This is a genomic window from Hyalangium versicolor, from assembly GCF_020103695.1.
Taxonomy (GTDB): domain Bacteria; phylum Myxococcota; class Myxococcia; order Myxococcales; family Myxococcaceae; genus Hyalangium; species Hyalangium versicolor.
This window is the reverse complement of the sequence record NZ_JAHXBF010000018.1, coordinates 86,011-112,730: the sequence shown is the minus strand read 5'-3', so window position 1 is coordinate 112,730 and position 26,720 is coordinate 86,011. Positions and strand designations below refer to the sequence as shown.

At 68.1% G+C, this 26,720-nt stretch carries 22 protein-coding genes; 7 read left to right on the top strand and 15 right to left on the bottom strand.

Annotated elements, in window-relative coordinates; translation table 11 throughout:
* Positions 1-7: 7 nt before the first annotated feature.
* From trpA to aroF, 6 genes are all read right to left on the bottom strand, one after another.
* Complete coding sequence (trpA, locus tag KY501_RS33380; protein WP_224367731.1) at positions 8-799, bottom strand: tryptophan synthase subunit alpha; 792 nt, start codon at positions 797-799, stop codon at positions 8-10.
* Positions 796-2,004: a tryptophan synthase subunit beta gene (trpB, locus tag KY501_RS33375; protein WP_224367730.1), complete on the bottom strand. Its 1,209-nt coding sequence runs from the start codon at positions 2,002-2,004 to the stop codon at positions 796-798. Before trpB ends, trpA begins: the two co-directional genes overlap by 4 nt.
* Positions 2,001-2,648: a phosphoribosylanthranilate isomerase gene (locus KY501_RS33370; RefSeq protein ID WP_224367729.1), complete on the bottom strand. Its 648-nt coding sequence runs from the start codon at positions 2,646-2,648 to the stop codon at positions 2,001-2,003. The genes trpB and KY501_RS33370 overlap by 4 nt, the downstream gene beginning before the upstream one ends.
* Positions 2,645-3,418 (bottom strand): indole-3-glycerol phosphate synthase TrpC, encoded by a 774-nt coding sequence (locus KY501_RS33365; protein ID WP_224367728.1) that lies wholly within the window; start codon positions 3,416-3,418, stop codon positions 2,645-2,647. The genes KY501_RS33370 and KY501_RS33365 overlap by 4 nt, the downstream gene beginning before the upstream one ends.
* Positions 3,419-3,540: 122 nt before the next feature.
* Positions 3,541-4,557, bottom strand: a complete 1,017-nt coding sequence (gene trpD, locus KY501_RS33360) for an anthranilate phosphoribosyltransferase (protein ID WP_224367727.1) — start codon at positions 4,555-4,557, stop codon at positions 3,541-3,543.
* A gap of 6 nt (positions 4,558-4,563) precedes the next feature.
* Entirely contained in the window at positions 4,564-5,589 is a 1,026-nt protein-coding gene (gene aroF, locus KY501_RS33355; protein WP_224367726.1) for a 3-deoxy-7-phosphoheptulonate synthase, read from the bottom strand.
* Between the two features lie 305 nt (positions 5,590-5,894).
* Here aroF and KY501_RS33350 point away from each other — a divergent pair, with 305 nt between their 5' ends.
* Both KY501_RS33350 and KY501_RS33345 read left to right on the top strand, forming a co-directional pair.
* The gene (locus KY501_RS33350) at positions 5,895-7,757 is read left to right on the top strand and encodes a serine/threonine protein kinase (RefSeq protein ID WP_224367725.1); all 1,863 of its coding nucleotides are present in this window, start codon (positions 5,895-5,897) and stop codon (positions 7,755-7,757) included.
* 16 nt (positions 7,758-7,773) lie between these two features.
* On the top strand, positions 7,774-9,327 hold the full coding sequence (locus tag KY501_RS33345; protein ID WP_224367724.1) for a serine/threonine protein kinase: 1,554 nt from the start codon (positions 7,774-7,776) through the stop codon (positions 9,325-9,327).
* Between the two features lie 46 nt (positions 9,328-9,373).
* Here the strand turns inward: KY501_RS33345 and htpG are convergent, their stop codons facing one another.
* From htpG to KY501_RS33330, 3 genes are all read right to left on the bottom strand, one after another.
* Entirely contained in the window at positions 9,374-11,380 is a 2,007-nt protein-coding gene (gene htpG, locus KY501_RS33340) for a molecular chaperone HtpG (protein ID WP_224367723.1), read from the bottom strand.
* A gap of 125 nt (positions 11,381-11,505) precedes the next feature.
* The gene (locus tag KY501_RS33335; protein WP_224367722.1) at positions 11,506-12,063 is read right to left on the bottom strand and encodes a hypothetical protein; all 558 of its coding nucleotides are present in this window, start codon (positions 12,061-12,063) and stop codon (positions 11,506-11,508) included.
* Positions 12,060-12,575 (bottom strand): restriction endonuclease, encoded by a 516-nt coding sequence (locus KY501_RS33330; RefSeq protein WP_224367721.1) that lies wholly within the window; start codon positions 12,573-12,575, stop codon positions 12,060-12,062. The genes KY501_RS33335 and KY501_RS33330 overlap by 4 nt, the downstream gene beginning before the upstream one ends.
* A 167-nt stretch (positions 12,576-12,742) precedes the next feature.
* Between KY501_RS33330 and KY501_RS33325 the strand changes: the two genes are divergently transcribed.
* From KY501_RS33325 to KY501_RS33305, 5 genes are all read left to right on the top strand, one after another.
* On the top strand, positions 12,743-14,449 hold the full coding sequence (locus KY501_RS33325) for a DUF8614 domain-containing protein (protein WP_224367720.1): 1,707 nt from the start codon (positions 12,743-12,745) through the stop codon (positions 14,447-14,449).
* An 86-nt stretch (positions 14,450-14,535) separates the two neighbouring features.
* The gene (locus KY501_RS33320; RefSeq protein WP_224367719.1) at positions 14,536-15,288 is read left to right on the top strand and encodes a fatty acid desaturase; all 753 of its coding nucleotides are present in this window, start codon (positions 14,536-14,538) and stop codon (positions 15,286-15,288) included.
* A gap of 67 nt (positions 15,289-15,355) precedes the next feature.
* Complete coding sequence (gene msrP, locus KY501_RS33315) at positions 15,356-16,354, top strand: protein-methionine-sulfoxide reductase catalytic subunit MsrP (RefSeq protein WP_224367718.1); 999 nt, start codon at positions 15,356-15,358, stop codon at positions 16,352-16,354.
* Positions 16,355-16,361: 7 nt separating this feature from the next.
* On the top strand, positions 16,362-16,982 hold the full coding sequence (gene msrQ, locus KY501_RS33310) for a protein-methionine-sulfoxide reductase heme-binding subunit MsrQ (protein ID WP_224367717.1): 621 nt from the start codon (positions 16,362-16,364) through the stop codon (positions 16,980-16,982).
* 113 nt (positions 16,983-17,095) lie between these two features.
* On the top strand, positions 17,096-17,506 hold the full coding sequence (locus tag KY501_RS33305; protein WP_224367716.1) for a hypothetical protein: 411 nt from the start codon (positions 17,096-17,098) through the stop codon (positions 17,504-17,506).
* Positions 17,507-17,612: 106 nt separating this feature from the next.
* Here KY501_RS33305 and KY501_RS33300 read toward each other — a convergent pair whose 3' ends face one another.
* The 6 genes from KY501_RS33300 to KY501_RS33275 all read right to left on the bottom strand — a co-directional run bounded on the left by KY501_RS33300 (position 17,613) and on the right by KY501_RS33275 (position 26,664).
* Positions 17,613-18,089 carry a response regulator gene (locus tag KY501_RS33300; protein ID WP_309243020.1) on the bottom strand — a complete coding sequence of 159 codons (477 nt, stop codon included), beginning with the start codon at positions 18,087-18,089 and terminating at the stop codon, positions 17,613-17,615.
* Positions 18,090-18,267: 178 nt separating this feature from the next.
* Entirely contained in the window at positions 18,268-19,509 is a 1,242-nt protein-coding gene (locus tag KY501_RS33295; protein ID WP_224367714.1) for a hypothetical protein, read from the bottom strand.
* Entirely contained in the window at positions 19,506-22,037 is a 2,532-nt protein-coding gene (locus tag KY501_RS33290; protein WP_224367713.1) for a TonB-dependent receptor domain-containing protein, read from the bottom strand. The genes KY501_RS33295 and KY501_RS33290 overlap by 4 nt, the downstream gene beginning before the upstream one ends.
* Positions 22,034-23,677: a serine/threonine protein kinase gene (locus KY501_RS33285; protein ID WP_224367712.1), complete on the bottom strand. Its 1,644-nt coding sequence runs from the start codon at positions 23,675-23,677 to the stop codon at positions 22,034-22,036. The genes KY501_RS33290 and KY501_RS33285 overlap by 4 nt, the downstream gene beginning before the upstream one ends.
* Positions 23,678-23,740: 63 nt before the next feature.
* The gene (locus tag KY501_RS33280) at positions 23,741-24,985 is read right to left on the bottom strand and encodes a DUF1501 domain-containing protein (RefSeq protein ID WP_224367711.1); all 1,245 of its coding nucleotides are present in this window, start codon (positions 24,983-24,985) and stop codon (positions 23,741-23,743) included.
* A gap of 8 nt (positions 24,986-24,993) precedes the next feature.
* On the bottom strand, positions 24,994-26,664 hold the full coding sequence (locus KY501_RS33275; protein ID WP_224367710.1) for a DUF1800 domain-containing protein: 1,671 nt from the start codon (positions 26,662-26,664) through the stop codon (positions 24,994-24,996).
* Positions 26,665-26,720 lie beyond the last annotated feature (56 nt).

Sequence of the window (26,720 nt, the reverse complement as noted above, 5' to 3'; positions counted from 1 at the left end):
GTTCTCCTCAGCGCTTCAGGCCGCGCTTGATTTCGGTGCAGAGCTGCCGCACAGCCGCCGGGCCATCCGTGTGGGCCGCGCGGACCAGGGCGCTGCCCACCACGACACCGTCCGCGTGGGCTCCAATCACCCGAGCCTGCTCCGCGGTGGAGATGCCGAAGCCCGCCACCACCGGCACTGGCGAGGCGCGCCGCACCAGCTCCAGGCGAGAGGAGAGATCCTTCGGCAGCTCCGCGCGCATGCCCGTCACTCCCGCCACGGAGACGCAGTACACGAAGCCCCGCGCCTCCTTGGCGATGGCCTCCGCGCGTGCGGGAGGCGTGGTGGGGGCGCACAGCGGGATGAGATCGATCCCCGCCGCGTCGAAGGCGCGCCGCAGACTCTCGCTCTCCTCGGGAGGCAGGTCCGGGAGGATGGTGCCGGAGATGCCGCGCTCGCGAGCCAGCTTCGCGTAGCGCTCCTCACCCAAGGCCATCACGATGTTGATGTACGTCATCACCACCAGCGGCGTGTCCGGGCAGCGCTTGCGCACCGCGGGCACCACCTCGTCCAGCACCTTTTGGAGCGTGGCGCCCGCCTTGAGGGCGCGCTCCGAGGCTCCCTGGATGACGGGGCCGTCCGCGATGGGATCGCTGAACGCCACGCCGATCTCCAGGATGTCCGCACCGCCCTCCACGAGCGCGGCGAACACGTCCACCGAGCGCGGCAGGTCCGGATCTCCCGCCATGGCGTACGCCACCAGGGCGCCCTCTCCTCGAGCTTTCGCCTTCGCGAAGGCCGCTGCAATCTCGCCGCTCATGCCTTCCTCTCGTGGCCCGTGGCCGGAATGCCCTTCGCCGCGATGGTCGCCACGTCCTTGTCGCCGCGACCCGAGCAGTTGATGACCAGGTGCTTGCCCTTGCCCAGCTCGCGCGCCAGCTCCGCCGCGCGCGCGAACGCGTGGGACGTCTCCAGCGCCGGGAGGATGCCCTCCGTGCGAGCCACCTCGTAGAAGGCGCGCAGGGCCTCGTCGTCCGTGGCTGTGCGTACCTCCAGCCGGCCCTCCTTGGCCAGGTACGCCAGCTCCGGGCCCACGCCCGGGTAGTCCAGGCCGGCCGAGATGGAGTGCGCCTCCTGGATCTGTCCGTACGCGTCCTGCAGCACCAGCGAGCGCGTTCCGTGGAGCACGCCCTCCGTGCCCAACGTCAGCGAGGCGCCGTGCTGCCCGCTGTCGAGTCCGTGGCCACCGGCCTCCACGCCCACCAGCCGCACCTCCTTGTCCCCGATGAAGGGGTGGAAGATGCCGATCGCGTTCGAGCCACCGCCGATGCACGCGGTGATGGCGTCCGGCAGCCGCCCGAAGGCCGCCTTGCTCTGGGTCCGCACCTCGTTGCCGATGATGGACTGGAAGTCCCGGACGATGGTGGGGTAGGGGTGCGGCCCCGCCGCGCTGCCGATGACGTAGTGGGTGTCCTCCACCTGCGCCACCCACGTGCGGATGGCCTCGTTCATCGCGTCCTTCAGCGTCTTCGAGCCCGACTCCACCGGCCGCACCGTGGCGCCCAGGGCGCGCATGCGGAAGACGTTGAGCGACTGGCGCTCCACGTCCAGCGAGCCCATGTACACCTCACAGGGGAAGCCGAAGAGGGCGCACGCGGTGGCCGTGGCCACGCCGTGCTGCCCCGCACCCGTCTCCGCGATGATGCGCTTCTTGCCCATCCGCTTCGCCAGCAGCACCTGGCCGATGGTGTTGTTGATCTTGTGCGCGCCCGTGTGCGCCAGGTCCTCGCGCTTGAGCCACACGTGCGCGCCGCCCCAGGACTCGGTCAGCCGGTGCGCGGGAGTCAGCGGCGTCTCGCGCCCGACGAACTCCTTCAGCACCCGCGCCACCTCTTCGCCGAACGAGCGGTCCGCGCGCGCTGCCGCGTATGCCGCCTCCAGCTCCAGCAGCGCCGGGACCAGCGTCTCCGGCACATAGCGGCCGCCGTAGCGCCCGAAGCGCCCGGTGGAGGTCTCCATGCTCATGTCTGTCGCTCCCACAGGTTCACTGCCTTGGCGGCCCGGATGAAGCTCCGCACCGCCTCGACATCCTTGATACCGGGGCTCGCCTCCACCCCGCTCGCCACGTCCACCCCGTAGGGGCGCGTGGCGCGCACCGCTTCCGCCACGTTCCCAGGGGTCAGTCCACCCGCCACCAGCACGGGTACTCCCACGTCCACCAGCTGTGCCACCAGCGACCAGTCGAAGGTGACGCCTCCACCCCCGTACCCCGGGGCCGCGCCGTCCAGCAGCAGGGTCGCCACGTCACCCGAGCCTACGTAGGAGCGGGCCTTGGCCACATCCTCGGGGCCGCGCACGCGCAGTGCCTTGATGACCGGGACGCCGAAGCCCATGCAGGCCTCGGGGGGCTCGTCTCCGTGGAGTTGCACCGCCGTGAGACCGCACTCGCGCACCTTCGCGCGGATGATGTCCGGGGACTCGTTGACGAAGACACCCACCACCGCGCCCAGTCCGGGCCGGGTGCGAGCCAGCTCCGCGGCCTTGGCGGTCTCCACGTATCGAGGCGAGCGAGGGTAGAAGTTGAGCCCGAGCGCGTCCGCCCCCGCGTCCCACGCCGCCCGAGCGTCCTCCAGGCGCGTGACTCCGCAGATCTTCACCCGGACGCTCACGCCGCTCCGTCCTTCGCGGCCAGCAACCGCGCCAGAGCCTTGCCAGGCTCCGCGTCTCGCAGCAGGGACTCGCCGACGAGCACCGCGTTCGCCCCCGCGGCCTTTGCCGCCGCGAAGTCCGCTGCCGTCTTCAGCCCGCTCTCGGCCACCAGCCCGCGAGCCCGCTGACGCAGCTTCGGCATCACTTGCAGCGCCGTGGCCGTGTCCGTGCGCAGGATGGACAGATCCCGGTTGTTGATGCCCACCAGCTCCGCGCCCGCCGCAAGCGCGCGCTCGGCGTGGGCTTCCGTGTGGGCCTCCACCAGCGCCGCCACGCTACAGGCCTTCGCGGCCGCCACCATCTCTCGCAGCAGCCCATCCTCCAGAGCGTCAGCGATGAGCAGGATCGCGTCCGCGCCGATGGCCGCGCTCTCCTCTATCTCCTGCGGGGCGACCAGGAAGTCCTTGCGGAGCACGGGGATCGAGATCGCCGCGCGCACCTGCTCGAGGTCCGCGAGGGTGCCTCCGAAGTCCACATCGTCCGTGAGCACGCTGATGGCGCACGCTCCGCCGGCCTCATAGCCCCGTGCCACCTGGACCAGATCCGAGTGGGGGAAGTTGCCGCCGGACGGGCTCTTGCGCTTCACCTCGGCGATGACGTTCACCACCGCACCCGGCCGGATCAGTGCCGCTGTGAAGTCCCGAGCCGGAGGCCGGACCCGCGCCGCCAGAGGAGCGCGAGCCGCGAGTTCCCGGCGCTTGCGCGCGAAGATGTCCGCGAGGAGGTTCATTCAAGATTCTCCGGAGGGCGGGCGCCGCGGTGGGCCCGCCCTGGCAGCGACTGCGGGGGGACGACAACCCTCAGCCTAATCCGCTCCTGGGCCGGGCGGCGGGACTTTCCGTGGGCCACGATTCAAGAGATGGCACCCTGGATCAACGCCGCCAGCTTGCGCGCCGCCGAGCCCGAGTCGATGGACTCCTCGGCCCGCTTCACGCCCTCGCGCAGATCCGCCGCCTTGCCGACCACCACCAGCGCCGCTGCCGCGTTGAGCAGCACCGCTGTGCGGATGCCCGAGCGCTCACCTTGGAGCAGGCCCTTCAGCAACTGGGCGTTGTGCTCCGCGTCGCCCCCGGCGATGGCCTCCCGAGGCACCCGCTCCAACCCCGCGTCCTCCGGGCTGACGGTGAACAGGCGCACTGTTCCGTCCTCGCGCAGCTCCGCCACGTTCGTCGCGGCGCAGGGGGTTACCTCATCCAGCCCATCCTGGCCGTGCACCACCCATGCGCGCCGGCTGCCCAGCCGTCCCAGCACCCGGGCCGTCTGCTCCAGCCGCTCTCCGGCGAAGGTGCCCAGCAACTGGTAGCGAGCGCCCGCGGGGTTGGTCAGCGGCCCCAGCAGGTTGAAGAAGCTGTAGAAGCCCATCTCCCGCCGAGCCTGCGCCACGTGCTTCAGCGCGCTGTGGTGCGACGGCGCGAAGAGGAAGCCCACGCCGTGCTCGTCGATGTCCCGGGACACGTCGTCATGCGCCCGTTCCATCGGCAGCCCCAGCGCCGCCAGCACGTCCGAACTCCCGCAGCGGCTGGAGACGGCCCGGTTGCCGTGCTTGGCCACCGTCGCTCCAGCCCCCGCGGCCACGAAGGCCACTGCCGTGGAGATGTTGAACGTGTGCGCCCCATCTCCTCCGGTGCCGCACGTGTCCAACACCACCTCCGCTCGAGGAGACAACTTGGCCGCTCGGGCCCGCATGGCCTCGGCTGCCCCGAGGAGCTCGTCCTCCGTCTCGCCCTTCATCCGCAGAGCGGCCGCGAGCGCACCCACCTGCGCGGACGTCGCCTCGCCCGCGAGCATCAGGCCCATGATGGTGGCCATCTCCTCGCGGGTGAGATCTCGTCGGCCCAGCACCTTGCCCAGCGCCTCCTTGAGCGTCATGGATGGCTACCCCAGCCTCGCCACGTCACGGCCCAGTGCCGCGGCAATGGCACGAACGTCGTCCATGGCCTTCTCGAACTCGGAGAACTCCAGCGACTGGTGGCCATCCGACAGCGCCCGCGGCGGATCCGGATGCACCTCGACGATGAGTCCGTCCGCGCCCACCGCGATGGCCGCGCGCATCATCGCCGGCACCGCCTTGCGCACGCCGATGCCGTGCGAGGGGTCCACCCACACCGGCAGGTGGCTGAGCGACTTGAGCATCGGCACCGCGTTCAGGTCCAACGTGTTGCGCGTCATCGTCTCGAAGGTGCGGATGCCGCGCTCGCAGAGGATGACGCGGTTGTTGCCCTTGGCGACGATGTACTCGGCCGCCATGAGCAGCTCCTTAATGGTGGCGCTCAGGCCGCGCTTGAGCAGCACGGGCTTGCGCACCTCGCCCACCGCCTCCAGCAGCGAGAAGTTCTGCATGTTGCGCGCGCCGACCTGGAGGATGTCCGCCGTCTCGGCCACCTGCGGCAGCGTCGCCGTATCCTTCACCTCGGTGACGACCAGCAGCCCCGTCTCCTTGCGCGCCTCGGCCAGCAGCGACAGGCCGTCGCTCTTGAGGCCCTGGAACTCGTACGGGCTGGTGCGGGGTTTGAACGCGCCGCCGCGCAGCATGGTGGCGCCCGCCTTCTTCACTGCCTGCGCCGTGCCGACAATCTGCTCGCGCGTCTCCACCGAACAGGGGCCCGCCATGACGTGGACAGTCTTCCCGCCTAGCGTGAGTTGGCCTACCTGGACGGTACTGTCCTCCGGTTTTACCTCGCGGCTGACCAGCTTGAACGGTTGGGAGATGGCCACCGCGTCCGCTACGCCCGGGAGCACGCGGAAAGGCTCGGCCTCAACTGCTCCCTTGTTGCCGGTGATGCCGATGGCGGTGCGAGTGCCTCCGGGAATGGCGTTCGGCTGCCAGCCCCTGCGCCGGATCTCCTCGTTGACTCGCTCGATGTCCTGAGGCGTCGCGTCCGGCTTCATTACGATCAGCATGGGGCACCTATCTCCAAGGCATTGCCGGCGGGAACCGGCGGGATGGGCACAACTCCCGCGGGCGAGAAGATGACACGGCCGAGCCGGTTGTCCGCTCGCTCACGGTGACAATAAGTGTCCCTTGTGCCCCCAAGCCAAATCAAGCCACGCTGAAGGGTTATTCCCCTGGTGTATGCAGGACGGACTCTCAGACGCTGAATGTGAGTGACCTATAGAGTAGGTAGGTCTAAAGAGTACATTGGCGTCATTTTGAGCATCTGTGGCGCTCGGGAGGAATGAGAGCGAGGTAGCATCCCGGCGCATCCATGAGTGAAGACGACAAGACCTATTTGTCGGGGGATCGCCAGGCGGAGAGCAAGCCGGGTGCACCTCTGCAGATCGTCCCGGGCACGGTGCTCAAGGGCACCTACCGCATCGACGCCGAGCTGGGCAGCGGGGGTATGGGGACGGTCTTCCGGGCCACGCACATCGGGCTGGAGAAGACGATGGCCGTGAAGGTGCTCTCACACCGGGCCATCTCCACCCCGGACAGCCTGGCGCGCTTCGAGCGCGAGGCGAAGGTGGCCGGCAAGGTGAGCCATCCGGCGATGACGGCCGTCATCGACTTCGGCGTGGAGCAGGGCACTCCTTATATCGTCATGGAGTACGTGAGCGGCGCCGAGCTGGCGGAGCTCATCGAGCGCAGCGGGCCCATGTCGCCACGGCGCGCGGTGGCGGTGATGCGGCAGATCGTCTCGCTGCTGCGAGCGGCGCATGGGCTGGGCATCGTCCACAGGGACTTGAAGCCGGCCAACATCAAGATCATCCAGGAGACTCCGGAGGAGAGTCAGATCTTCGTGAAGGTGCTGGACTTCGGCGTGGCGAAGATCGTCGGGGATGTGTCGGGGCAGTTGACCAGCGAGGGGATGCTGGTGGGCACGCCCGCGTACATGGCTCCGGAGCAGATCACCGGCCATCCGATTGATGGAAGGACGGACCTCTACGCGGCGGGGCTCATCTTCCACGAGATGCTCAGTGGCGTGCGGGCGTTCAAGGGAGAGACGATCGCCCGCATCCTCCATGCGCAGATGAACGATCCGCCGCCGCCGCTGACGGTGCAGGTGCCGGACATCGTTCGCCAGACGATCCAGAAGTTCGTCGAGAAGCGTCCGGAGGATCGCTTCCAGGACGCGGCCGAGGCGGACCGGGCGCTCATGGCTTGCGAGGACGTGCTGCGGCCGCCTTCGGTGAACGTGGCTGCGGCCGCGGTGCTGTCGGGCAGCACGGAGCAGCCGAGTACTCCCGATGCAGGGATGAAGACGCTGGCGTACCGGCCACAGAAGGCCGAGCCCGCTGCCGTCGAGTCCAGGCCGTCCTCGGGCGTTGCGGTCTCGGACTCGCTCGTGAGGGAGGGACGGACGGCTATTCGGGATCAGCCTGCGCTCGTGCCTGAGCCGGCTCCAGTGGAGTCGAAGCCTGTCTCGTCACCGCCTCCCGCGCTGGTGGTTCCTCCGCCCAAGGCAGTCGAGCCCAGGAAGTCCTCGAACTCCACCGCGATCCTGGTGGTGCTGGGGATTGGGTTCGTGTTCCTCCTGGCGGGGCTCGCGGGGGCCGTGTGGGCCTGGAAGAGTGGCCGGCTTGCGGGGCTTCCGTTCGCGCCGTCTCCAGGAGGACAGACACCTCCAGCAACGGGTCCAGGGACCGTGGCGACGCGACCGCCACCCCAGACCGAGCCGCCTCCCACCGAGCCTGGTCCCACCGCGGAGACGGAGGCCCAGGCACCCACGGCGCCCCCAGAGGGGAACGAAGAGATCGAAGACGAACCGGAGGCGGACGAGGGGGATGCGACCGAGACGGCCGAGGAGACGCCGCCCCCTGCGTCAGAGCCGCAGGGCGACAGTTGCTTCGTCTCCGTGGTGGCGCTCGAGTCGAGCCGTCAGCGCTCAGGACAGTTCGGGCCGTGGCTGATGAAGTCTGTCGACTCGCGGGAGCAGATCGACTGTGCGTCGGTGAAGCCGGAGAAGTTGAAGCGCCAGTACCAGGACCTCTTCAAGAAGTGGCCGGAGTCCAGCTCGGAGAAGGTGCTGCAGACCCAGACGCTCTCCTTCGAGCCGCGCAAGAAGGGTGACCCGAACACGCAGCGGGTGGTCGTGAAGGTGCACACGCGAGTCTCCGGAACAGCCCCGTGAGCGAGGTGCGCAACCCATGAGTGAGGACGACAAGACGTATCCGCCGGCTCGGAATGTGCCGCAGCATCCGCCAGCCTCCGCGCTCCAGATCGGCCCCGGCGCGGTGCTCAAGGACACCTACCGCATCGAGGCGGAGCTGGGCCACGGCGGCATGGGCACGGTCTTCCGTGCCACGCACATCGGGCTCGACAAGACGATGGCGGTGAAGGTGCTGTCTCCGAGGGCCATCTCCTCGCCCGACCTGCTGGCGCGCTTCAGCCGCGAGGCGAGGGTGGCGGGCAAGGTGAACCATCCGGCGATGACGCACGTCATCGACTTCGGCGTGGAGCAGGGCACTCCCTACATCGTCATGGAGTACGTGGACGGCATCGAGCTGGCCGAGTACATCGAACGCCATGGCGCGATGCCGCTCCGCCAGGCCGTGGCGGTGATGCGGCAGATCGTCTCGTTGCTGCACGCCGCGCACTCGCTGGGCATCGTCCACCGCGACCTCAAGCCCTCCAACATCAAGATCGTCCAGGCGGGCCCGGACGACGGGCAGCTCTTCGTGAAGGTGCTGGACTTCGGCATCGCCAAGGTCATCGGCGACATGGCCGGCCAGCTCACCAGCGAGGGGATGATGGTGGGCACGCCGGCGTACATGGCGCCGGAGCAGATCTCGGGCAAGCCGATCGACGGGAGGACGGATCTCTACGCCGCGGGCCTCATCTGCCACGAGATGCTCAGTGGCGTTCGGGCGTTCAAGGGCGAGACGATCGCGCGCATCCTCCATGCGCAGCTCAACGAACCGCCTCCTCCGTTGGCGCTGGCTCTGCCCGAGGTGGTGCGGCAGACGCTCCAGAAGTTCTACGAGAAGCGTCCCGAGGATCGCTTCCAGGATGCGGCCCAGGCGGACCGGGCCTTGATGGCCTGCGAGGATGCGGTGCGCTCACTGCCCACGAGCAGCGGCGTGGCGCCCATGCCATTGCAGGGAGGCGTTGCGCGGGGAGTGGCCGGAGCACCTGAGTCCTTGTCCGCGACGATGCAGCGGCCCGAGTCCAGCGGAGCCGCGCAGGCAGCGGCTCAGGCAGTGGGAGGCTTCTCTGCGACGATGCAGCGTCCGGGGGCAGCCGTCAGCGCCGGCCAGCCTCTTCCCTCGGGTGGAACTCCCGCTCGGCCGATAACGGACCGGGAGCAGATGCCGGTACCGCTCGCGAGTGGCGGTCCGTCGGGCCCGGCGAGGCCTGTGACGGACCGGCAGCCCGTTCCGACTCCCCTCTCAGCCGAGCAAATTCCGTCTCCCGTGCCACAGGTTCCGGTACCAGGGCCTCACCCGGCTCCTGTGCCGAATGCCCACCGTGCCGCGAATCCGCGCGGAAAGTCTCCGGGCTCGGGGAAGGGCTGCCTCATCGCCGTGCTGGTTGTGGGCTTCATGGGCTGTCTGGGCCTCACCGGGATTGGCTTCCTGGCGTGGCTGGCCAGCATGAATCAGAACCAGCAGCACGTGCACGATTCGGCCTACCACCAGGACTATCACGACGAGTCGCATTCTCCCGAGGACTCGGCAGACGACGTGGATGAGGAGCGGTAGCAGGGGGGCCCCCTGGTGATGGGAGCTCCCCTGTGCTGCTCACCCCTCAAACCTGGGCGGAGGAGCCGCTCGGCGTGCCCGTGGCCTCTGGAGTCTGGTTGCTCGCGGGTGGTGCGCCATTGGTAGGAGGCTCTGCCGCCTGTCCAGACAGCTGTGTCAGCAGCGCCGTCAACCGCTTGGCGAAGCGGTTGGGATCCTCCAGCGGGCTGCCCTCGGTGAGCAGCGCCTGGTCATGCAGCAGCTCGATCCACTCGGTGACCTGTTCCGCCTTCGCATCCTTCTCGTGGAGCTTACGCAGGTGCTCGATGACGGGGTGCGAGGGGTTCACCTCGAGGATGCGCTGGGTGCGAGGCATGCCACGGCCGTGCTCGCGCAGCAGGCGCTCCAGGAAGGCGGGCGAGCCTCCCTCGGGCAGCACCAGGCACACGGGCGAGTCCGTGAGGCGATCCGACACGCGCACCTCGCGAATCGCGTCCTTGAGGACCTCCTTCATCCGATCCGTGAGGGACTTGAGCCCCGAGGCGCGCTCTTCCTTCTCCTTCTTCTCCTCGGGCGACTCCTGGAGCTTCAGGTCCGCCTGGAGCGCGGACACCAGGGGCTTGCCGTTGAACTCATTGAGGCCCTGGGCCGCCCACTCATCCACGGGGTCCGTGAGGAAGAGCACCTCGTAGCCGCGCTTGCGCAGCGCCTCCAGGTGGGGCGAGCCCTCCAGCGCCTTCCGCGACTCGCCGAACATGTAATAGATGGCCTGCTGGCCTTCCTTCATGCGCGACACGTAGTCCGCGAGCGAGGTGAGTCCCTCCTGGTGGCTGCTCTCGTAGCGCACCAGTGCGCCGAGTTTCTCGCGGTACTCGCTGTCCCCAGTCAGCCCCTCCTTGAGGATGGAGCCGAAGTTCTTCCAGAAGGCGGTGTAGTCCTCGGGCTTGTCCTTGGCGAGCTTCTCCACGAGGTCCAGGGTCTTCTTCACCACGTGCTTGCGGATGGAGCGCACGACCGCCGAGTCCTGCAGCAGCTCACGCGACACGTTGAGGGGCAGGTCATCCGAGTCCACCACGCCGCGCACGAAGCGCAGCCACGGAGGGAGCAGCTCCTCGCAGTCGTCCATGATGAAGACGCGCTTGACGAAGAGGCGCACGCCGCGCCGCCGCTGGGTGCCGTCGAGATCGAAGGGGCGGCGCTTGGGCAGGAAGATGAGGCCGGTGAACTGCTGGTTGCCGTCCGTCTTGAAGTGCGTCCAAGTCAGGGGCGGCTCGAAGTCGTGGGTGAGGTGCTTGTAGAACTCCTGGTACTGCTCTTCGGTGATCTCCGACTTGGGGCGCTGCCAGAGGGCACTGGCCTTGTTGACGGTCTCGAAGGCGGTGGTGGTGCCCTTCTGGCCCGTCTGGGCGTCGATGACGTCGGTGGTCTTCTTGACCTGGAGCTGGATGGGGTGGCCCACGTAGTCCGAGTACTGGGTGATGAGCGAGCGCAGGCGCCACTCATCCAGGAACTCCTTCTGGTCGGCCTTGAGATGGAGGGTGACGGAGGTGCCTCGGGTGGAGCGCTCAGCGGGCTCGACGCTGAAGGTGCCCTTGGCCTCGGAGATCCACCGGAACGCCTGCGAGTCCTTGCCGGCGGGGCGGCTCACCACCTCCACGCGGTCCGCGACGAGATAGGAGCTGTAGAAGCCGACGCCGAACTGGCCGATGAGGTTGACGTCCTTCTGGCCGCGCTGGGCGAGCGCCTCGAGGAATTCGCGAGAGCCCGAGTGGGCGATGGTGCCCAGGTTCTTGACCAGCTCGTCATGCGTCATGCCGATGCCGGTGTCCTCGATGGTGAGGGTGCCCAGCACGGCATCGGGGATGATGCGAATCTCCAGGGTGGGTTGGTCTCCGAGCAGCTCGGGCTCGGTGATGGTGCGGAAGCGCAGCTTGTCCAGCGCGTCGGACGCATTGGAGACCAGCTCGCGCAGGAAGATCTCTTTGTGGCTGTAGAGGGAGTTGATGACCAGGTTGAGCAACTGATTGATTTCAGCCTGGAAGGAGTGGGTCTCCCTCTGGGGTTCGACGGACATGGCTCCTCCGGACGCCCCATGTAGGGCGTGACCCGTTCCCCATAACCATTCCAGAAGCGTTGTCGAGTCTGGGAACCTGCCCGCCTGGGCCCCGGCCGATTCGGGGCGGGGTGGGAATGACTCCCTCAAGGAGAGACGAGCCAGCTCTCAGGCCGGGGAGGAGCGTGGAAATCCAGGAGCGCCTGGATCTGGGGCTGGGAAGCCAGAGGTCGAAGGTCCACGGAGTCCAGGCGCTGGCGAAGCACCGGCAGCAGTTCCGTGGGCGGGACTCCGAGCATCTCCGCGAGGACTTCCTTGGGGTGTGCCTGGGCGCGAGTCAGTTCCTCCGGAGTTGCCGCGCGGCCTACGAGCTGCCTGAGCACTTCCAGATCATGAAAGAAGACAATCTCCACCGAGGGCCGCAGGAGCACGATCTTCCACCGGTCGCGCCAGGCGGCCATGCCGAGCAAGTCTTCTAGCAGGGCCATCTCCTTGCGGATCTTCTTGAAGTTGAGAGTTCCTGTATTGAGGACCAGGGCCACCCGCAAGCCGTCCGCCAACCTGGAACGGGCTGCTGAGACGGGTGCAGCGCCTCCTCCCTCGCTGACCCGGACCCGGACCGCCTCTCCGAGATGTGGCTTGAGGAGCCTCTCCAGAACGAGCCCTTCCAACTGCCCCTCCGTGATGACGCGCAGGATTCTCAAGTGTCTTCCTCCTTGCCGAGGTCGTACTCAGGAGCCGCCTTTTCCACCGCTTTCCGCCACTTGAGCTGGATCGCCGCGCGCATGCCGTTCATCAGGGCGTAGGTGATGTCGGGCCTCTTCCAGAGCAGGACATTTCGTGTGGGGTGCTGCAGTGCTTCCTGGAGGGCTGGTTTGGTAAAGCCACTCACGCTGAACAAGAGGCCGATGGCAGCGGATGGCCGTCGATCCAGTCGCGCCTTGAAGCGAGCAATGGGGCCAAATCCCAAGGCGTTGGAGTGGTGCTTGGACTCCACGAGACAGGACAGCCCATCGACGAAGACGGCGCCGTCGATCTGCTCGAACTTGCTCACGAAATAGGGCCAGACGACCTGGGCTCCCTCTAACTCGAAGGCGCGGAGGATGAGGTACTCGAAGGGTTTGCCCTCTGCCCACCCGCTGACGGGTTTTCCAGCCTGGAGCCACTCCCACAGCCTGAGCAACCCCAGCCGGTCCAACACGCGTATCTGTTCCACGTACCTGCGCTCCCTACCCATGACCTTCCCCGCCGCACGCCCTACCCAACCTGATGGAAGAGTAGCCTGACAGGAGACCTAACGCATAGGGCTGACATGCCCTACTGGACTGTCCGTCTCCCACCGTGCTCCCCACCTGCTAGGGAAGGCGCTATGACTGCCGCCCCATGACCCGCTACCTCCTGTCCCTGCTTACCCCGGTGCTCCTGGCGAGCGCCGCTCGGGCCGCGGAGCCCGCATCCGTGCCCACCGCCGCCGAGCTCCAGCGGATGACGGCGCGCTTCGCCCCCGTGGACCTCAAGGTCGATGTGTCCAAGCTCCCGGACAACGAGAAGCGCGCGCTGGCGAAGATGGTTCAAGCCGCCCAGCTCATGGACACGCTCTTCATGCGCCAGTCCTGGGCCGGCAACGAGACGCTCCTGCTGGAACTCGTGGAGGACACCTCTCCGCTTGGCCGTGAGCGGCTGCACTCCTTCCTCCTCCACAAGGGCCCCTGGTCCCGGCTCGACGAGGGCCGTCCCTTCCTCCCAGGCGTCCCCGCCGCGCCGTCCGCCTCCGGCAACTTCTACCCGCCGGGCTCCACGAAGGAGGCCATCGAGCAGTGGGTGAAGACCCTGCCCGAGCCCCAGCAGCGCGAGGCCACCGGCTTCTACACCACCATCCGCCGGGCCCCGGACGGCAAGTTCATCGCCGTGCCCTACAGCGTGGAGTACCAGGGAGAGCTCGGCCAGGCCGCCCAGCTCCTGCGCGAGGCCGCCCAGCTCACGAAGCAGCCCACGCTCCAGGCCTTCCTCTCCGCGCGCGCGGACGCCTTCCTCTCCAACGACTACTACGCCAGCGAGGTGGCGTGGATGGAGCTGGACGCCAGCGTCGAGCCCACCATCGGGCCTTACGAGGTCTACGAAGACAACTGGTTCAACTACAAGGCCGCCTTCGAAGCCTTCATCACCGTGAAGGATGACGCGGAGACGCAGAAGCTGGCCCGCTTCAGCAGCGAGCTCCAGGGGCTGGAGAACACCCTCCCCATCGATCCGAAGCTGCGCAACCCGAAGCTCGGCGCGCTGGCGCCCATCCGGGTCGTCAACAGCGTGTTCTCCTCGGGAGACGCCAACCGGGGCGTGCAGACGGCCGCCTACAACCTGCCCAATGACGAGCGCGTCACCGCCGAGAAGGGCAGCAAGCGCGTGATGCTCAAGAACATCCAGGAGGCCAAGTTCCAGCGCGTGTTGCTGCCCATCGCCCGGGTGGCGCTCGCTGCGAAGGACCGCACCAACGTCTCCTTCGACTCCTTCTTCACCCACATCCTCATGCACGAGCTGATGCACGGGCTGGGGCCTCACAACATCACCGTCAACGGCAAGCAGACCACCGTGCGTCAGGCGCTCCAGGTCTCCTCCAGCGCCATCGAGGAGGCCAAGGCGGACATCTCCGGTCTCTGGGCGCTCCAGCAACTGGTGAACAAGGGCGTGCTCGACAAGGCGATGGAGCGCACCATGTACACCACCTATCTGGCCTCCATGTTCCGCTCCATTCGCTTCGGCATCGACGAGGCCCACGGCAAGGGCGTGGCGCTCCAGCTCAACCACTTCCTCGACACCGGCGCGGTGAAGGTGAACCCGGATGGCACCTTCGCCGTCGTCCCCGAGAAGATCCAGGACTCGGTGGTAGCGCTCACGAAGCAGCTCATGGAGCTGCAGGCTCGAGGGGATCGCGCCCAGGCCGAGTCCCTCCTGACGAAGATGGGCGTGGTGCGCCCGGAGGCCCAGAAGGTGCTCGACAGGCTCCGCTCCGTCCCCGTGGATATCGAGCTCCGCTTCGTCACCGCGGATCAGCTCATCCGTGACTTTGGCGGTCCCGAGCAGGCGAAGAAGTAATCCCTCTCCCTGGTCGCACGCTCCTCGGCCTGCCACCCGTTGCTTTTCCGTGCGCGGAGGGGGGCTCGGAGCCAGAACCCATCCGGATGAGCACCCGCGCCTACCACGGTCCCTGGGGAGTCCCGCTCGCGCTGATCATCATCGGCGCGTGGTCGGGGCACCTCGCCTGGATGCTCACGGCGGATGGCCTGTCCTGGCGCTCCCCCCTCTGCTGGCTCCACGTCGCCCTGCAGGGTTACCTGTGCACCGGCCTCTTCATCACCGGCCATGACGCCATGCACGGCACGGTGAGCCGCCGCCGGTGGCTGAATGCTGCGGTGGGGACCCTGGCCTGCTTCCTCTTCGCGGGGCTGTCCTACCGCCGGCTGGTGGTGAACCACCGCGCCCACCACGCCGACCCCACGGGCGAGCACGATCCGGACTTCTCCACGCGCTCCCAGGCCTTCTGGCCCTGGTTGGCCACCTTCATGGTCCGCTACACCACGCTGGCTCAGATCGTGGCCATGGCGGTGCAGTTCAACGTGCTGAAATGGCTCGGGGTGGCCGAGTGGCGCCTGTGGGTCTGCTGGGTGGTCCCCGCGGCGCTCGGCACGCTCCAGCTCTTCTACTTCGGAACCTACCGGCCGCACCGGCGCCCGGAGACTCCCGAGATGGCTCCCCACCACGCGCGCACCCTGCCGCGTGGCCACATGTGGGCCATGCTCTCCTGCTACTTCTTCGGCTACCACTGGGAGCACCATGAATCGCCCGGTACCCCATGGTGGGCACTGTGGCGAATGAAGGATGCTCGGGGCCGTGCCTCCGCTCTGGCTGCCCAGGGAGAGGCCTCCGCTCGGTAGGGAAGGGGGCAGCCCCTCTCTCCCGGACGGTGTAACGCCCACCCGGTTGAAGCGTATTAGAGGAGTCATGTCCGAAAAGAAGGCCCCCGAGCCCCCCAGCTCCGAGATCACCCCCGAGAAGCTGTACCTGCGCCGGCGGGAGATCATCAAGAACGCAGGCCTCTTCGCGGGCACGGCTGCGGTCGTCGGTGGGGGCCTGTACCTGCTCGGCATGAAGCGCACCCGGCCCATGGACAAGTTCGTCCCGGACGCGGGCGAGCTCGTCTCCCTGGCTGTCTCGGGCAACAAGGGCCACGGCCCATACGACACGGACGAGGCGCGCACCCCCTACGAGGACGTCACCACCTACAACAACTTCTACGAGTTCGGGCTCGACAAGAATGACCCGGCGCGTCATTCGCACACCCTCAAGCCCCGGCCGTGGACCGTCATCATCGACGGCGAGGTGCACAAGCCGCAGACGGTAGACATCGATCAGATCACCTCCTGGTTCCCCCTGGAGGAGCGCGTCTACCGGATGCGCTGCGTGGAGGCCTGGTCCATGGTCATCCCCTGGCTGGGCTTCCCGCTGGGCGAGCTCATCAAGCGCGTGGAGCCCACCGGCAAGGCGAAGTACGTGGCCTTCACGACGCTGATGGATCCGGAGCAGATGCCAGGCCAGAAGCGCCCCGTGCTGGACTGGCCCTACGTGGAGGGCCTGCGCCTGGACGAGGCCCTGCACCCGCTGACGCTCATGGCGGTGGGGCTCTACGGCAAGACGCTGCCCAACCAGAACGGTGCGCCCCTGCGGCTCGTGGTGCCGTGGAAGTACGGCTTCAAGGGCATCAAGTCGATCGTGAAGATCACCCTCACCGAGCAGCAGCCTCCCACCACGTGGAATCTGGCGAAGTCCAACGAGTACGGCTTCTATGCCAACGTGAACCCCGAGGTGGATCACCCCCGCTGGAGCCAGGCCTCCGAGCGCCGGGTGGGCGAGTACCGCCGCCGTCCCACGCTGCCCTTCAACGGCTACGCCGAACAGGTGGCTTCCCTCTATGCCGGCATGGATCTCCGCGAGAACTTCTGAACTTCCCATGGCCTCTCCGCCGCTCCCCTGGCTCAAGCCCGCTGTCCTCGTGGGAGGACTCGCCCCGCTGGCGCTCCTGATCATCCAGGGCGTGCAGGGCACGCTGGGCCCCAACGTCATCGAGGCCGTCCTCAACCAGACCGGGTTGATGGCGCTCATCTTCCTGTTGGCCTCGCTGGGGTGCACTCCGCTCAAGCTGCTCTTCGGGTGGACGTGGCCCATGCGCATCCGCAAGCTGGTGGGGCTGATGGCCTTTGCGTACGCGATGCTGCACTTCCTCACGTACGCCGTGGCGGATCAGGGGCTCAAGCTCGGCCCCATCGTCGAGGACATCACGAAGCGGAAGTTCATCGCCGTGGGCTTCATCGCCCTGGTGCTGCTGGTGCCGCTGGCCGCCACCTCCACCAATGCCGCGGTGCGGCGCATGGGCTTCCCCGCGTGGCAGCGGCTGCACCGTCTCGTCTATGTGGCGGCTTCGCTGGGAGTGATCCACTTCGTCTGGCGAGTGAAGAAGGACGTCACCGAGCCCTTCATCTATGGCGCGGTGCTCTCCCTGCTGCTGGCCATCCGGGTGGTGGAGGCTGTGCGCAAGCGCCGCCGGGCCCGCCCGACACCTCGCACGGCGTGAGCGGCCCGGAGCCGGCCTTCTCTTTCATTTGGAGATGCGCTGATGCTCTACTTGCACCGCCAACGAATCGCCGGGACGGTGAAGCGTCCGGCGATCACCACAAGGAGCGGTGCATGGGTCTGGCTGAGAGAAGGGTCGCGGCTGCCTATCAGAAGGACAAGTTCCCCGGCTGGAAGGAGAAGATCAACGCCGTGGCAGGGTATGAGCTCGCGTTCGAAGCGAACATCGACGAGCTGGTGAAGGAGGGCTTCCTCGACTCCTACCCCAACACCATCGACTACAACTTCTTCATGCCGCTCGAGAACGCGCTCAAGTCCATCTGCGCGGATGATCTCGGCCGCGATGCCTTGAAGGCGAAGATCAAGGGCATCAAGATCACCAGCAGCCGGAGCTGGTGCTCGCTCGAGGTGAAGATCGAGGGAGACCGTTTGCACCTGGATGCGGACCCCAGCTACCAGCGTGACGACTCGGCCATCGGCGACTACACCAAGCGCATCACCAGCGTCCTCGAGAGCGCGCTCTGATCGGAGGGAGCTGAAACGCGAAGGGCCGGGCGCCCACGCCTCCCTCCTGCTCTGAGCGGGAGGGGCGCGGTGTCGCTCGGCCCGGGGAAGCGGGACTGCGGGGGGCTCAGCTGTTGCGCGGGAGGATCGTGTCCACCAGCGTCATCAACTGGGCGCAGCTCACCGGCTTGCGCACGAAGGCGTTGATGCCCGCCTTCTGACCTTGGGTGCGAACCTCGGCGACGTTCGGATCACCCGTCATCATCAGGATGGGCGTGCGCGCAACGCGCGGGTTCTTGTTGGCGCGAACTTCCATGGCGAACTCCGCGCCACTCATTCCTTCCATCCGGAAGTCCGTGAGGACCAGATCCACCGCGCCCTGCTCGAGCACCTTCAGGGCTTCCTCACCGGACTCGGCCTCGACGTACTCGAAGTTCCGAGCCATGAGATAGATCTTCAGCAGCGTCCGGATGGAGCGGCTGTCATCGACGAGAAGGACGCGCTGGGGCGTCCCGGTAGCGGCCTTCAGCACGGGACGGGCAGTCTCCACGGCAGGACGAGGAATGGAAATGGTTGCGACAGAGGAGAGCGTTCCGGCCTTCATCATGGATCCTTCCCTCGTTCAGGAAAATCCCCCTGAACTGCACAACTGGAATAATGCAGGAAAGCCTGTGTGATGTCAAAACGAAGTGAAGACAGAGAAACCGGAAAGTCTTGAACGGGTGTGAGCTGGAGGATGACTCCCACGGATTCTCCAAGAGAGCCCGTGGGAGAACAAGGGGTTAAGGGACCTGGAGGGTCTGTCCCTGACCCTCCACGGCGGGTAGGCCGAGCGCTCCGGCCAGGGTGGGAGAGAGCTCATTGGGCACGCGCCACACCTGTCCTGTGTACTGGAGGGCAGTCACCGAGTAGCGCCCCGAGGGCATTTTCTGGAGCGGTGCGGGGGCGCTGGGGTTGCGAGCGTCGAGCGCGAGCGGGCGCACGGCCACGGTCAGTTCGGGCACCGGGATCACCTTGTCCATGAGCGGCTGTCCGTCGGCGTAGAGGGACTGTAGGAGTGTGTCCTCCGGGGCGACGCCGGCGGCGAGCACCACGAGATCCGGCTGGCCATCCGCGGGTGCGTTGGCGTGGGCGTAGTCCATGCCCTCCGCGTCGAGCTGGCCGTCGTTGTCCAGATCGTTCTCGTCGGTGATGCCGGTGCCGCTGTCGGCCAGCTTGCGGACGATGATGCGGGGCCAGAGATCCGGCACGCCGTCCGCGTTGGCGTCGTCCGGCGCTCCGTCGTGGTTCTCGTCCATGAAGCGCACGAGGAAGACGGGCGCGCTCAGGTTCACCGCGCCCTCGCGGATGGGACGGGCGCGGAGCTTGAAGAACCTGGTGTTTCCATTGGGCTCGATCGTCGCGGGGGCACCCTCCATCGCGAAGGCGGGCCGGTCCACCAGCACGTTGGCCGTGGTGGAGAAGCTCACCGTGGCGCCCAGCACGGGAATGGGCGTGCCGTCCTCTGCCTCGCGCACCTCGATCACGCGCGGCGTGCCGGTGGCGAGATCCACCGCGGCCCCGCCCACATCACCCACGTTGGGCTCAGCGGTGACGTTGTACCAGGGGATGAAGTCCGGGCCGTGGCACGGCTGGGCGCCGGTGCGGCAGGTGTCCGCGTCGATGAAGCCTCGCAGCAGGTACTTGCCGGGGCGCACCAGGGGGAAGGTGAAGGGGGCGGTGAAGGGCCCCGTCGTGTTCGTGTCGAGCTCCGAGCCGAACAGCTCCTCTTGGGGAATGAGGGCAAAAGCCTCGGGGCGGCCGGTCCCCTGTGGCGGAGGCGGGCGCGCGGCGTCATAGAGGAACACGACGGCGTTGCCTCGGGCGGGGCCCTGGACGACGACGCCGCCCTCGATGCGGGCGCTGCGGGTCTGCTGCTGGCGATCGCTGGTGGCCACCACGGGCGGCGCCTCGCAGCCCAGCGTCAGGAAGGTGGAGAGGGTCAGGCCCGCGAAGGCCAGGCCCCGGGCGTGGAAGAGAGTCATGGAGTCACCGTCAGGGACGCGTAGACGCGGCGCTCGATTCGGTTGCCGAAGGGGTGCTGGGCATGGCCGCCGCCCAGGTTGGAGCCGACCACCGCCACCGTGAGCTTGTCCTTCACCACCTCGTAGCCCACGCGGGCGTTGAGGACGGTGTAGGCGGGCAGGGCGTTGGAGATGAACTGGATGCTGGTGGGATCCGCCTCGCCGGGCTCACGTTCGATCCAGGTGGTGCTCGAGGTGTAGGCCGCGTCCACGCCGAACTCCAGGTCCGCGCGCGTTCGGTAGGTGAGGCCGCCGAAGAGCTTCACCTGTGGCGCCTGGCTGCACGGAGCGCATTGATCATCCGCCTCGTCGTCCGAGGACACCTTCTGGAAGGCGCTGCTGATCTTGATGCCGAGGCCGTCCACCGGGGAGAGCGACAGGCCCAGCTCCACGCCGCGCGAGGTATAGACGGAGGACTCGTTCTGGAAGACGGAGCGGCCCACCACATAGGTGCTGGACTCCGGATCGAACGAGTCGCCGGCCGGCAATCGTTCCACGGCGGACAGGCCGATCAGGTTCTTCACCGTGTTCTGGTAGACGGCCAGATCCCAGTCGATGCCCAGCCGGGGCGCCTCGCCGCGGTAGCCCAGCTCGTAGGCCACCATGCTCTCGGGCTTCAGCGTCTGGCTGCCCACGGTAAGCGCGCTGGCGCCCGGCACCCCCGGCGCGGGCACGAGCAGGTGCGTGTAGCTCTCCAGGAAGGTGGGCTCGCGGAAGGCCGAAGCGGCGCTGGCGCGGAAGGCGTGGCCCTCGAAGGGGATGACGATCGCGGACACGCGTGGCGAGTGCGCCAGGCCCGGCTTGCCCGCGTCGAGCAGCGGGTGGCGGTCCGCGCGGTACGAGGCCAAGAGGCGCAGGGGCTCCACGGGGCGCCACTCGTCCTGCACGAAGGCGGCGGCGTGGAACTCCTCCTTCACCTCGCCCAGGTAGCTCCACCCCACGCGCTTGAGGCGCCCCTCGGTGCCGATGTTGAGCAGGTGCTCACCGCCCAGCTCGAACACCTTGCTGAAGAGGGCCTCGCCGTTGAAGACGTGCGAGCTGACGTGGGTGCCCAGCGAGCGCTGGCCGATGGGCTCGTACTGCGGCCCCGCATCCACGTCCACGTGGTTCCAGAAGACCTTGAGCTTCACCGGCCCCAGGCTGGCGTCCGACTTGGCGTAGGCGGTGACGCCGTCCATGAAGAAGTTGCGCAGCGTCCCCAGGGGGTAGAGCTCCGTGGAGAAGCGGTGCACGCCGGTGGACAGGCCCAGCTCCATGCCTGGAGAGAAGGTGTACTCGGTGGCCAGGTTGCCACGAGCGCCCTGGTAGCCCATGTCCGCGGAGGGCGCGCGCATCACCATGTCCGGCCGGTTCTGGGCGAAGTCCTGGCTCCACTTGTCCATCTGCCCGTAGCCCACGGACAGGCGGTAGCGCATGGCGCTCGCGGCCCCGTAGCTCACGAAGGAGCCGGAGACGGTCTTCCCGCCGCCGAGCAGCGCGTGGATCTGTCGCTGCCCGGTGCCCGGTGCGCGGGTGATGATGTTGACCACGCCCAGCATGGCGTTGGCGCCGTACAGGGCGCTGCCCGGACCGCGAATCACCTCGATGCGGTCGATCTCCTCCAGGGAGATGGGGAGGCTGGACCAGAGCGTCATGCCGAGGAAGTCCTGGTACTCGCTGCGGCCGTCCACGAGCACCAGCACCTTGTTGGCGATGCGCTGGTTGAAGCCACGCAGCGAGAGGTTGGCGCTGCCCACGCCCAGCTCCATCACGTCGGCGCCCGGCACCCGGCGCATCAGCTCCACCAGGCTGGTGGCGCCCGACAGGCGGATGTCCTCGGCGGTGATGACGGTGGTGGCGTTGGGAGCCTCCAGAGAGGACTGGGCGCGGCGGCTGGCTGTCACCACGCGCTCCTCGTAGGGCACCGCGCCCTCATCCACCTGCGCGGCGGCGCCGGTGGGCTGCGCGCCCGGTGTGGCTCCAGCGGCGGGAGTGCCTGGGGCGACGGGACCGGGAGTCCCGGAGGAGGTGGGCAGGGCCTCCGCGCGGGCGATGGCCTTCTCCAGCCGATCGACGAGCGCCGCCAGCGCCTGCGGATCCTGCGTGGGAACCTTGGCGGGCTGGGAGGGGCCACTGGCGACAGGGGCGTTGGGGGGCGTGGCAGGCTCGGCCGCCTTCACCGTGGCCTCCAGGCGCGCGATGGTGGCGCGCAGCGACTCCGAGTCCGGCGGATTGGAGGCGAGATAGCGCCGGTACCACTCCAACGCCTCCACGGATCGGCCCGCGTCCAGATACGCGCGCGCGATGTTGTAGAGGACGTTGGGGTGCGGCTTGATGGCGTACGCCTCCTGCAGCTCAGAGATGCCCTGGTCGAACTGACCCTGGGAGATGAGGCTCATGCCGTTGCGGAAGTGGCGCCGTGCTTCGAGGCGCTCGTCGGCCAGGGCAGTCCCCGCGAACAAACAAAGCGCGAGGACACCCGCTCGCTTGAAGACTCCGGGTGTTTTCACTGGTAGGGATCGTCCTTGTAACCGTTCGACTTCGACGGCCGGGACGGCCGTGAACTCGACTTCTTCTTGAGCTTCTGCGTGAAGCGGATCTCCGGACCGTCACCCTCGGGGGTGACGGTGACGCTGGAGTAGCCGCTGAGCTCGAGGGTGATTCGGGCGCTCGCGCGTCCGGAGGCATCCGCGGGGACCTTCAGCTCCACGGGCGTCTTGCCCCGGTCCTCGCCCGCATACGTCACCCGCGCGCCGTTCGGCTCGCTGGAGATCAAGAAGCGCACGAGCTGGGGCTGAGCCTGGGCCTCCGGGGCGGGCTTCTCCTCTTCGGAGGGAACAGCGAGGGGCGGCAGATCCTCGGGGGTGAGCGCCGAATCCTCAGGAGCGTCCTGGGGAGCCGTCTCGTGCGCGGGGGGCGTGGGCGCCGTGGCCACGGGCTGTGAAGGCGGGGGCAGCACCGGCACCGGCTTGGGCGGAGGCGAGCGCAGGGCCAGGACCAGGGCCACCGCGACGCCCACCAGCACCGCTCCTCCGAAGAGGGCCATGGGCAGCGAGTTGCGGCGCTTGCGCTGCTCCGGTTCCTCCACGGAGATGTCGAGCGCCATGGTGGAGGCGCCCGAGGGAGAGGGCATCGGATTCTGAGTCGAGATGGGGCCGGTGAGGGGCCCGCTGCCGCCGGGGGTGGTGCCGAAGTAGGGGTGCGGGCCCGAGTGCACGCCGCTGATGCCGGCGGACGTCATGGCCCGGCGCATGCTCTCGATGACCGCGCCCATGGTGTCGAAGCGATCCGGTGGCCGCTTGGCCAGGCACTTCATCACCAACGCCTCCACCTCGGGAGGGATGTTGTGGTTGGGCCACACCGCGGAGAAGGCCGGCGGTGGCTCGTTCATGTGCTTGACGATGATGTCGATGCCCTGCTCGGCATGGAAGGGCGGTCGGCCCAGCAGCATCTGATAGAGCACCACGCCCAGCGAGTACACGTCGCTGCGCGGGTCGGAGATGTTGCGGGCCTGCTCGGGGGCCATGTACTGCGGCGAGCCGAGGATGACGCCAGCCTGGGTCAGCGACACGTCCGCGGGGAACTGGCCGCTGTCGGGCATGAAGGACTTCACGAGCCCGAAGTCCAGCACCTTCACCACGTCATGATCCGTCTCCTGGTTGAGGATCATCACGTTGGCGGGCTTGAGGTCCCGGTGGATGAGGCCAATCTTGTGCGCCTCGCGCAGGGAGCGGGCGATCTGCTGGGCGATGTTGAGCACGCGCGGCCAGGGCAGCGGGCCGGTCTGCGTGAGGAGCTGGGAGAGCGTCTGGCCCTCCAGGTACTCCATGGCGATGTAGTAGATGCCGTCGTCCGTCTTGCCGTAGTCGATGACGGTGACGGTGTTGGGGTGGCGCAGCTTGGCGGTGACGCTGGCCTCGAGAAAGAAGCGCCGCTGGAAACCCGGGTCCTTGTCCTGGCCGTACTGCGGGTTGAGGACCTTGAGGGCGACGAGGCGATCCAGCGGCGACTGCATGGCCTTGTAGACACGGCCCATGCCGCCCGAGCCGAGCGCCTCGAGGATCTTGAAGCGCTCGTTGAGGACCCTGCCCAGCAGGGGGTCCACGCCGGTGGGTGGCGCGCCCCCCGTCGAGGCGTCGCTTTCGATCATGTGCTTCCCCGCCGCCCCAGGCGGCATGATGGCCAATCCTGGGGGTATGGTAGCACTGGACTTTCAGCCACCCAAGAGACCGAGGAGGGTGGGACGAGCGCCAAGCCCTGGAAAGATGGGCTCGGATGTGGCAAGGCCGCAGTGCGTCACGAGCGCCTCAGCGAGGACGAGGCGGATGTCCGTGAGCGAGGGCACGTCCCTCCCATCCAACAGGTTGGGTTGTTGGAGACCCTTCCAGGTCCCCAGCATGCGCCCACCGCGTACCGTCCCGCCCAGCAGGAGCACCACACCGCCGGTGCCGTGATCCGTGCCGCCGTTGCCGTTCTCGCGGGCGGTGCGGCCGAACTCGGTGAGCACGACGACGAGCACATCCGCGAGCCGGGGGCCCAGGTCCGTAGCGAAGGCGGCGAGGCTCTCGCCGAGATCCTTCGCGCGCTGGGCGAAGGGGCCTTTCTCGCGGCCCTGGAGGATATGGGTGTCCCAGCCGCCGGCCTCGGTGGCGGCGAGCTGGAGGCCGACATCCGCGTGGACGAGGCGGGCCAGGTCCTGGAGGCGGCGGCCGAGGGGAGAGCGGGGATAGGTGGCTCCGTTGTTCGGAGGCAGCTCGGCGAGCCGCTTGTCGGCCACGAGAGAGAGGGCGGAGGTGGTCTCCACGCCGGTGGTGCGCAGGGCCTCGTCCACGGCGGCGGCGTAGAGCGAGTCGAAGCTCACGGTGCCGGTGCGGCCCGGGGCGCGGAGGCGGAAGCCTTCGAGGGACTCCAGCGCGAGGGCGGGTGCGTCTCCCGCGAGGGCGCGGGGGAGGGTGGGTTGCAGGGCCACGGCGCGGAAGGCGTTGGTGGAGGCGTCCCCGGGGAGAGCGGCTGCGGCGCGGTTGAGATAGCCGTCGCGGGTGGACTTCACGCCAGGGGTGCCGGACTCGACGAAGTCCTGGGCATCGAAGTGGCTGCGCACGGGCTGCGGCAGCCCCACGGCGTGGAGTGCGGCCAGGGCTCCATCGCGCCACCACGGTAGGAGGGGAGCAAGTCCCGGATGGAGGCCGAAGGTGTCGTCCAGCCGGAGGGCGGCGTGCTCACCCGAGCCGGGAGCGCCGAGCGCGAGGTTGGGGCGCAGCCGGTAGTAGTCCGGATCACCCACGGGTGGCACGAGCGACAGGCCATCCGCTCCGCCGCGCAGGAAGAGGGTGATGAGGACCTTGCGGCGGCCTGAGGGGAGCGCCTCGGCGGCGCGGGCGAGGAAGGGGGGCAGGGTGGTGAGCCCCAGCAGGGAGAGGCCAGCGGATTTCAGCAGGGAGCGTCGGGAGAGCGTCATCGCGGTCTTCACTGCTTTTGGAACTCGGGGGAGCCAAGGAGGAGGCCGACGGCGCGGCGCACATCCACGGGGCGCACCTCTCCATCGGGCATGGTGCCGTCATCGCCGGGCTCCAGCGCGGCCAGGAGCGTGGTGCGTGTCTGGGGAGAGAGTCGCTCATAGAGGAGATGGAGCGAGAGCGTATCCACCAGCGCGCCTGCATCCGGTGCGGCGGGTTTGGGGGCGAGCGCGACCACATCCACATCGGTACCGCGCACGCGGTCGGCAGCGAGCGCGAGGGCGAAGTTCAGGCGCGTCACCAGCGAGCCCGCGTTGACCCAAGGCGTGGCGTGCTCGGGGAATCCCGTGGGGGCGGGGGCGCGGTAGAGCGGCTCGCCCATGCGCTCGACGGCCCGGGCCAGTGGAGGGCCACCGTCGGTGGTGCCTCCGAGCGCGCGGATGCTGGAGGCCACGAGTTCCAAAGGCGTCTTCGTCTTGGCGCCCCAGGAGTCGTCGGACCAGAACTCCGGGGAGGTGAAGAGCGCGGTGTACACGGCGCGCAGGTTCCCATCCGTGTCGAGGAACACCTGGGCGAGGCGGTCCACCAGGGAGGCAGGAGGTGCGTCCGAGACGAACTTGCGAGCCAGCTTGGTGGCGACGAAGCGCGCGGTGGACGGATGACGGGCCAGCAGGTCGAGCACCTGCTCGCCCTCCTGCTCACCGCCACCTGGGGGGAACTTACGCCCCAGCACGAACTTCTCGCCCAAGTCGTGCGCGTTGGGGCGGAAGACGTAGGAGGGTGCAACACGGGGCCGATCGAGGGACCAGCCGGTGAAGACGCGAGCCACCTCGCGCACATCCTCCTGGGTGTAGCCGCCGTCCACGCCGAGCGTGTGCAGCTCCAGTAGTTCGCGTGCGTAGTTCTCGTTGATGCCGCGCGCGTTCTTGCGGAGGGCGGGAGGAATGGCTTTGCGGCGGCCAGGTTCGAAGCCGTCGCGGACGCTCGTCCAGTTGTCCAGGTAGAAGAGCATGGCCGGGTGGTGCGCGGTGGCCCCGAGGAGCTCCCGGAAGCGCCCGAAGACATGGGGGCGGATGGCATCCCGCTCATAGGAGGTGACCATCCACCGCACGGGCCCTTTGTCTCCCGAGACGTTGAAGTGGTTGAACCAGAAGTCGACGAGCACTTCCTCGAGCTGGTGTCGGCTTTCGACAGCCCGGATCAGCTTCTGGGCCACGAGTTCCTGCGAGACACGGCGGGGCAAGGCGTCAGGGCCGAGCATGGCGGCGAGTTCGCGGCGGTCCTCCGGAGTCTCCAGCACCATGCCCAGTTCGCGGGCCTGCTGCCGAAGAGGTGGATAGCGGTCGATCAGCTCCTCGGTGCTGAGGCGGAGGGTGGAGAGTGGTTCGAGCCGCGCTGCCAGAGTGTCGTCCCGGACCGACTCCGGATGGAGCTGAAGGGCGATCCACCGGGCAACGCCGACCTGATGCACCTCCTGCCAGTCCCGAGGTGAGGGGCCATAGGCCAGGCGCCGCAGTGCATGGAGGGCGCGCTGGTCCTCGCTCCAGCTGGTGTTCGGCAGGGCCAGGGCGGGAATGGCGGGTTCGGAGGGGGCCGCGGTTGGCTTGGAGGACGAGGCACACCCTACGGCAAGGAGGGCGGTTACGCACCAGAGGGCTGTCCGACGAGACGTCACGACCATCACGGTGTCCCCAACCCCGAGAGGGCCAAAAGGTTTCATGCTTTGTAGAGTCCAGG

What these genes read in the sequence shown, in the direction of transcription:
- KY501_RS33280 (WP_224367711.1), bottom strand. Translation starts at nt 24,985, where the DNA reads ATGACGCTCTCCCGACGCTCCCTGCTGAAATCCGCTGGCCTCTCCCTG.
- trpA (WP_224367731.1), bottom strand. Translation starts at nt 799, where the DNA reads ATGAGCGGCGAGATTGCAGCGGCCTTCGCGAAGGCGAAAGCTCGAGGA.
- KY501_RS33325 (WP_224367720.1), top strand. Translation starts at nt 12,743, where the DNA reads ATGACCCGCTACCTCCTGTCCCTGCTTACCCCGGTGCTCCTGGCGAGC.
- KY501_RS33305 (WP_224367716.1), top strand. Translation starts at nt 17,096, where the DNA reads ATGGGTCTGGCTGAGAGAAGGGTCGCGGCTGCCTATCAGAAGGACAAG.
- KY501_RS33365 (WP_224367728.1), bottom strand. Translation starts at nt 3,418, where the DNA reads ATGAACCTCCTCGCGGACATCTTCGCGCGCAAGCGCCGGGAACTCGCG.
- htpG (WP_224367723.1), bottom strand. Translation starts at nt 11,380, where the DNA reads ATGTCCGTCGAACCCCAGAGGGAGACCCACTCCTTCCAGGCTGAAATC.
- msrQ (WP_224367717.1), top strand. Translation starts at nt 16,362, where the DNA reads ATGGCCTCTCCGCCGCTCCCCTGGCTCAAGCCCGCTGTCCTCGTGGGA.
- msrP (WP_224367718.1), top strand. Translation starts at nt 15,356, where the DNA reads ATGTCCGAAAAGAAGGCCCCCGAGCCCCCCAGCTCCGAGATCACCCCC.
- KY501_RS33345 (WP_224367724.1), top strand. Translation starts at nt 7,774, where the DNA reads ATGAGTGAGGACGACAAGACGTATCCGCCGGCTCGGAATGTGCCGCAG.
- KY501_RS33350 (WP_224367725.1), top strand. Translation starts at nt 5,895, where the DNA reads ATGAGTGAAGACGACAAGACCTATTTGTCGGGGGATCGCCAGGCGGAG.
- trpB (WP_224367730.1), bottom strand. Translation starts at nt 2,004, where the DNA reads ATGAGCATGGAGACCTCCACCGGGCGCTTCGGGCGCTACGGCGGCCGC.
- KY501_RS33285 (WP_224367712.1), bottom strand. Translation starts at nt 23,677, where the DNA reads ATGATCGAAAGCGACGCCTCGACGGGGGGCGCGCCACCCACCGGCGTG.
- KY501_RS33295 (WP_224367714.1), bottom strand. Translation starts at nt 19,509, where the DNA reads ATGACTCTCTTCCACGCCCGGGGCCTGGCCTTCGCGGGCCTGACCCTC.
- aroF (WP_224367726.1), bottom strand. Translation starts at nt 5,589, where the DNA reads ATGCTGATCGTAATGAAGCCGGACGCGACGCCTCAGGACATCGAGCGA.
- KY501_RS33275 (WP_224367710.1), bottom strand. Translation starts at nt 26,664, where the DNA reads ATGGTCGTGACGTCTCGTCGGACAGCCCTCTGGTGCGTAACCGCCCTC.
- trpD (WP_224367727.1), bottom strand. Translation starts at nt 4,557, where the DNA reads ATGACGCTCAAGGAGGCGCTGGGCAAGGTGCTGGGCCGACGAGATCTC.
- KY501_RS33300 (WP_309243020.1), bottom strand. Translation starts at nt 18,089, where the DNA reads ATGAAGGCCGGAACGCTCTCCTCTGTCGCAACCATTTCCATTCCTCGT.
- KY501_RS33320 (WP_224367719.1), top strand. Translation starts at nt 14,536, where the DNA reads ATGAGCACCCGCGCCTACCACGGTCCCTGGGGAGTCCCGCTCGCGCTG.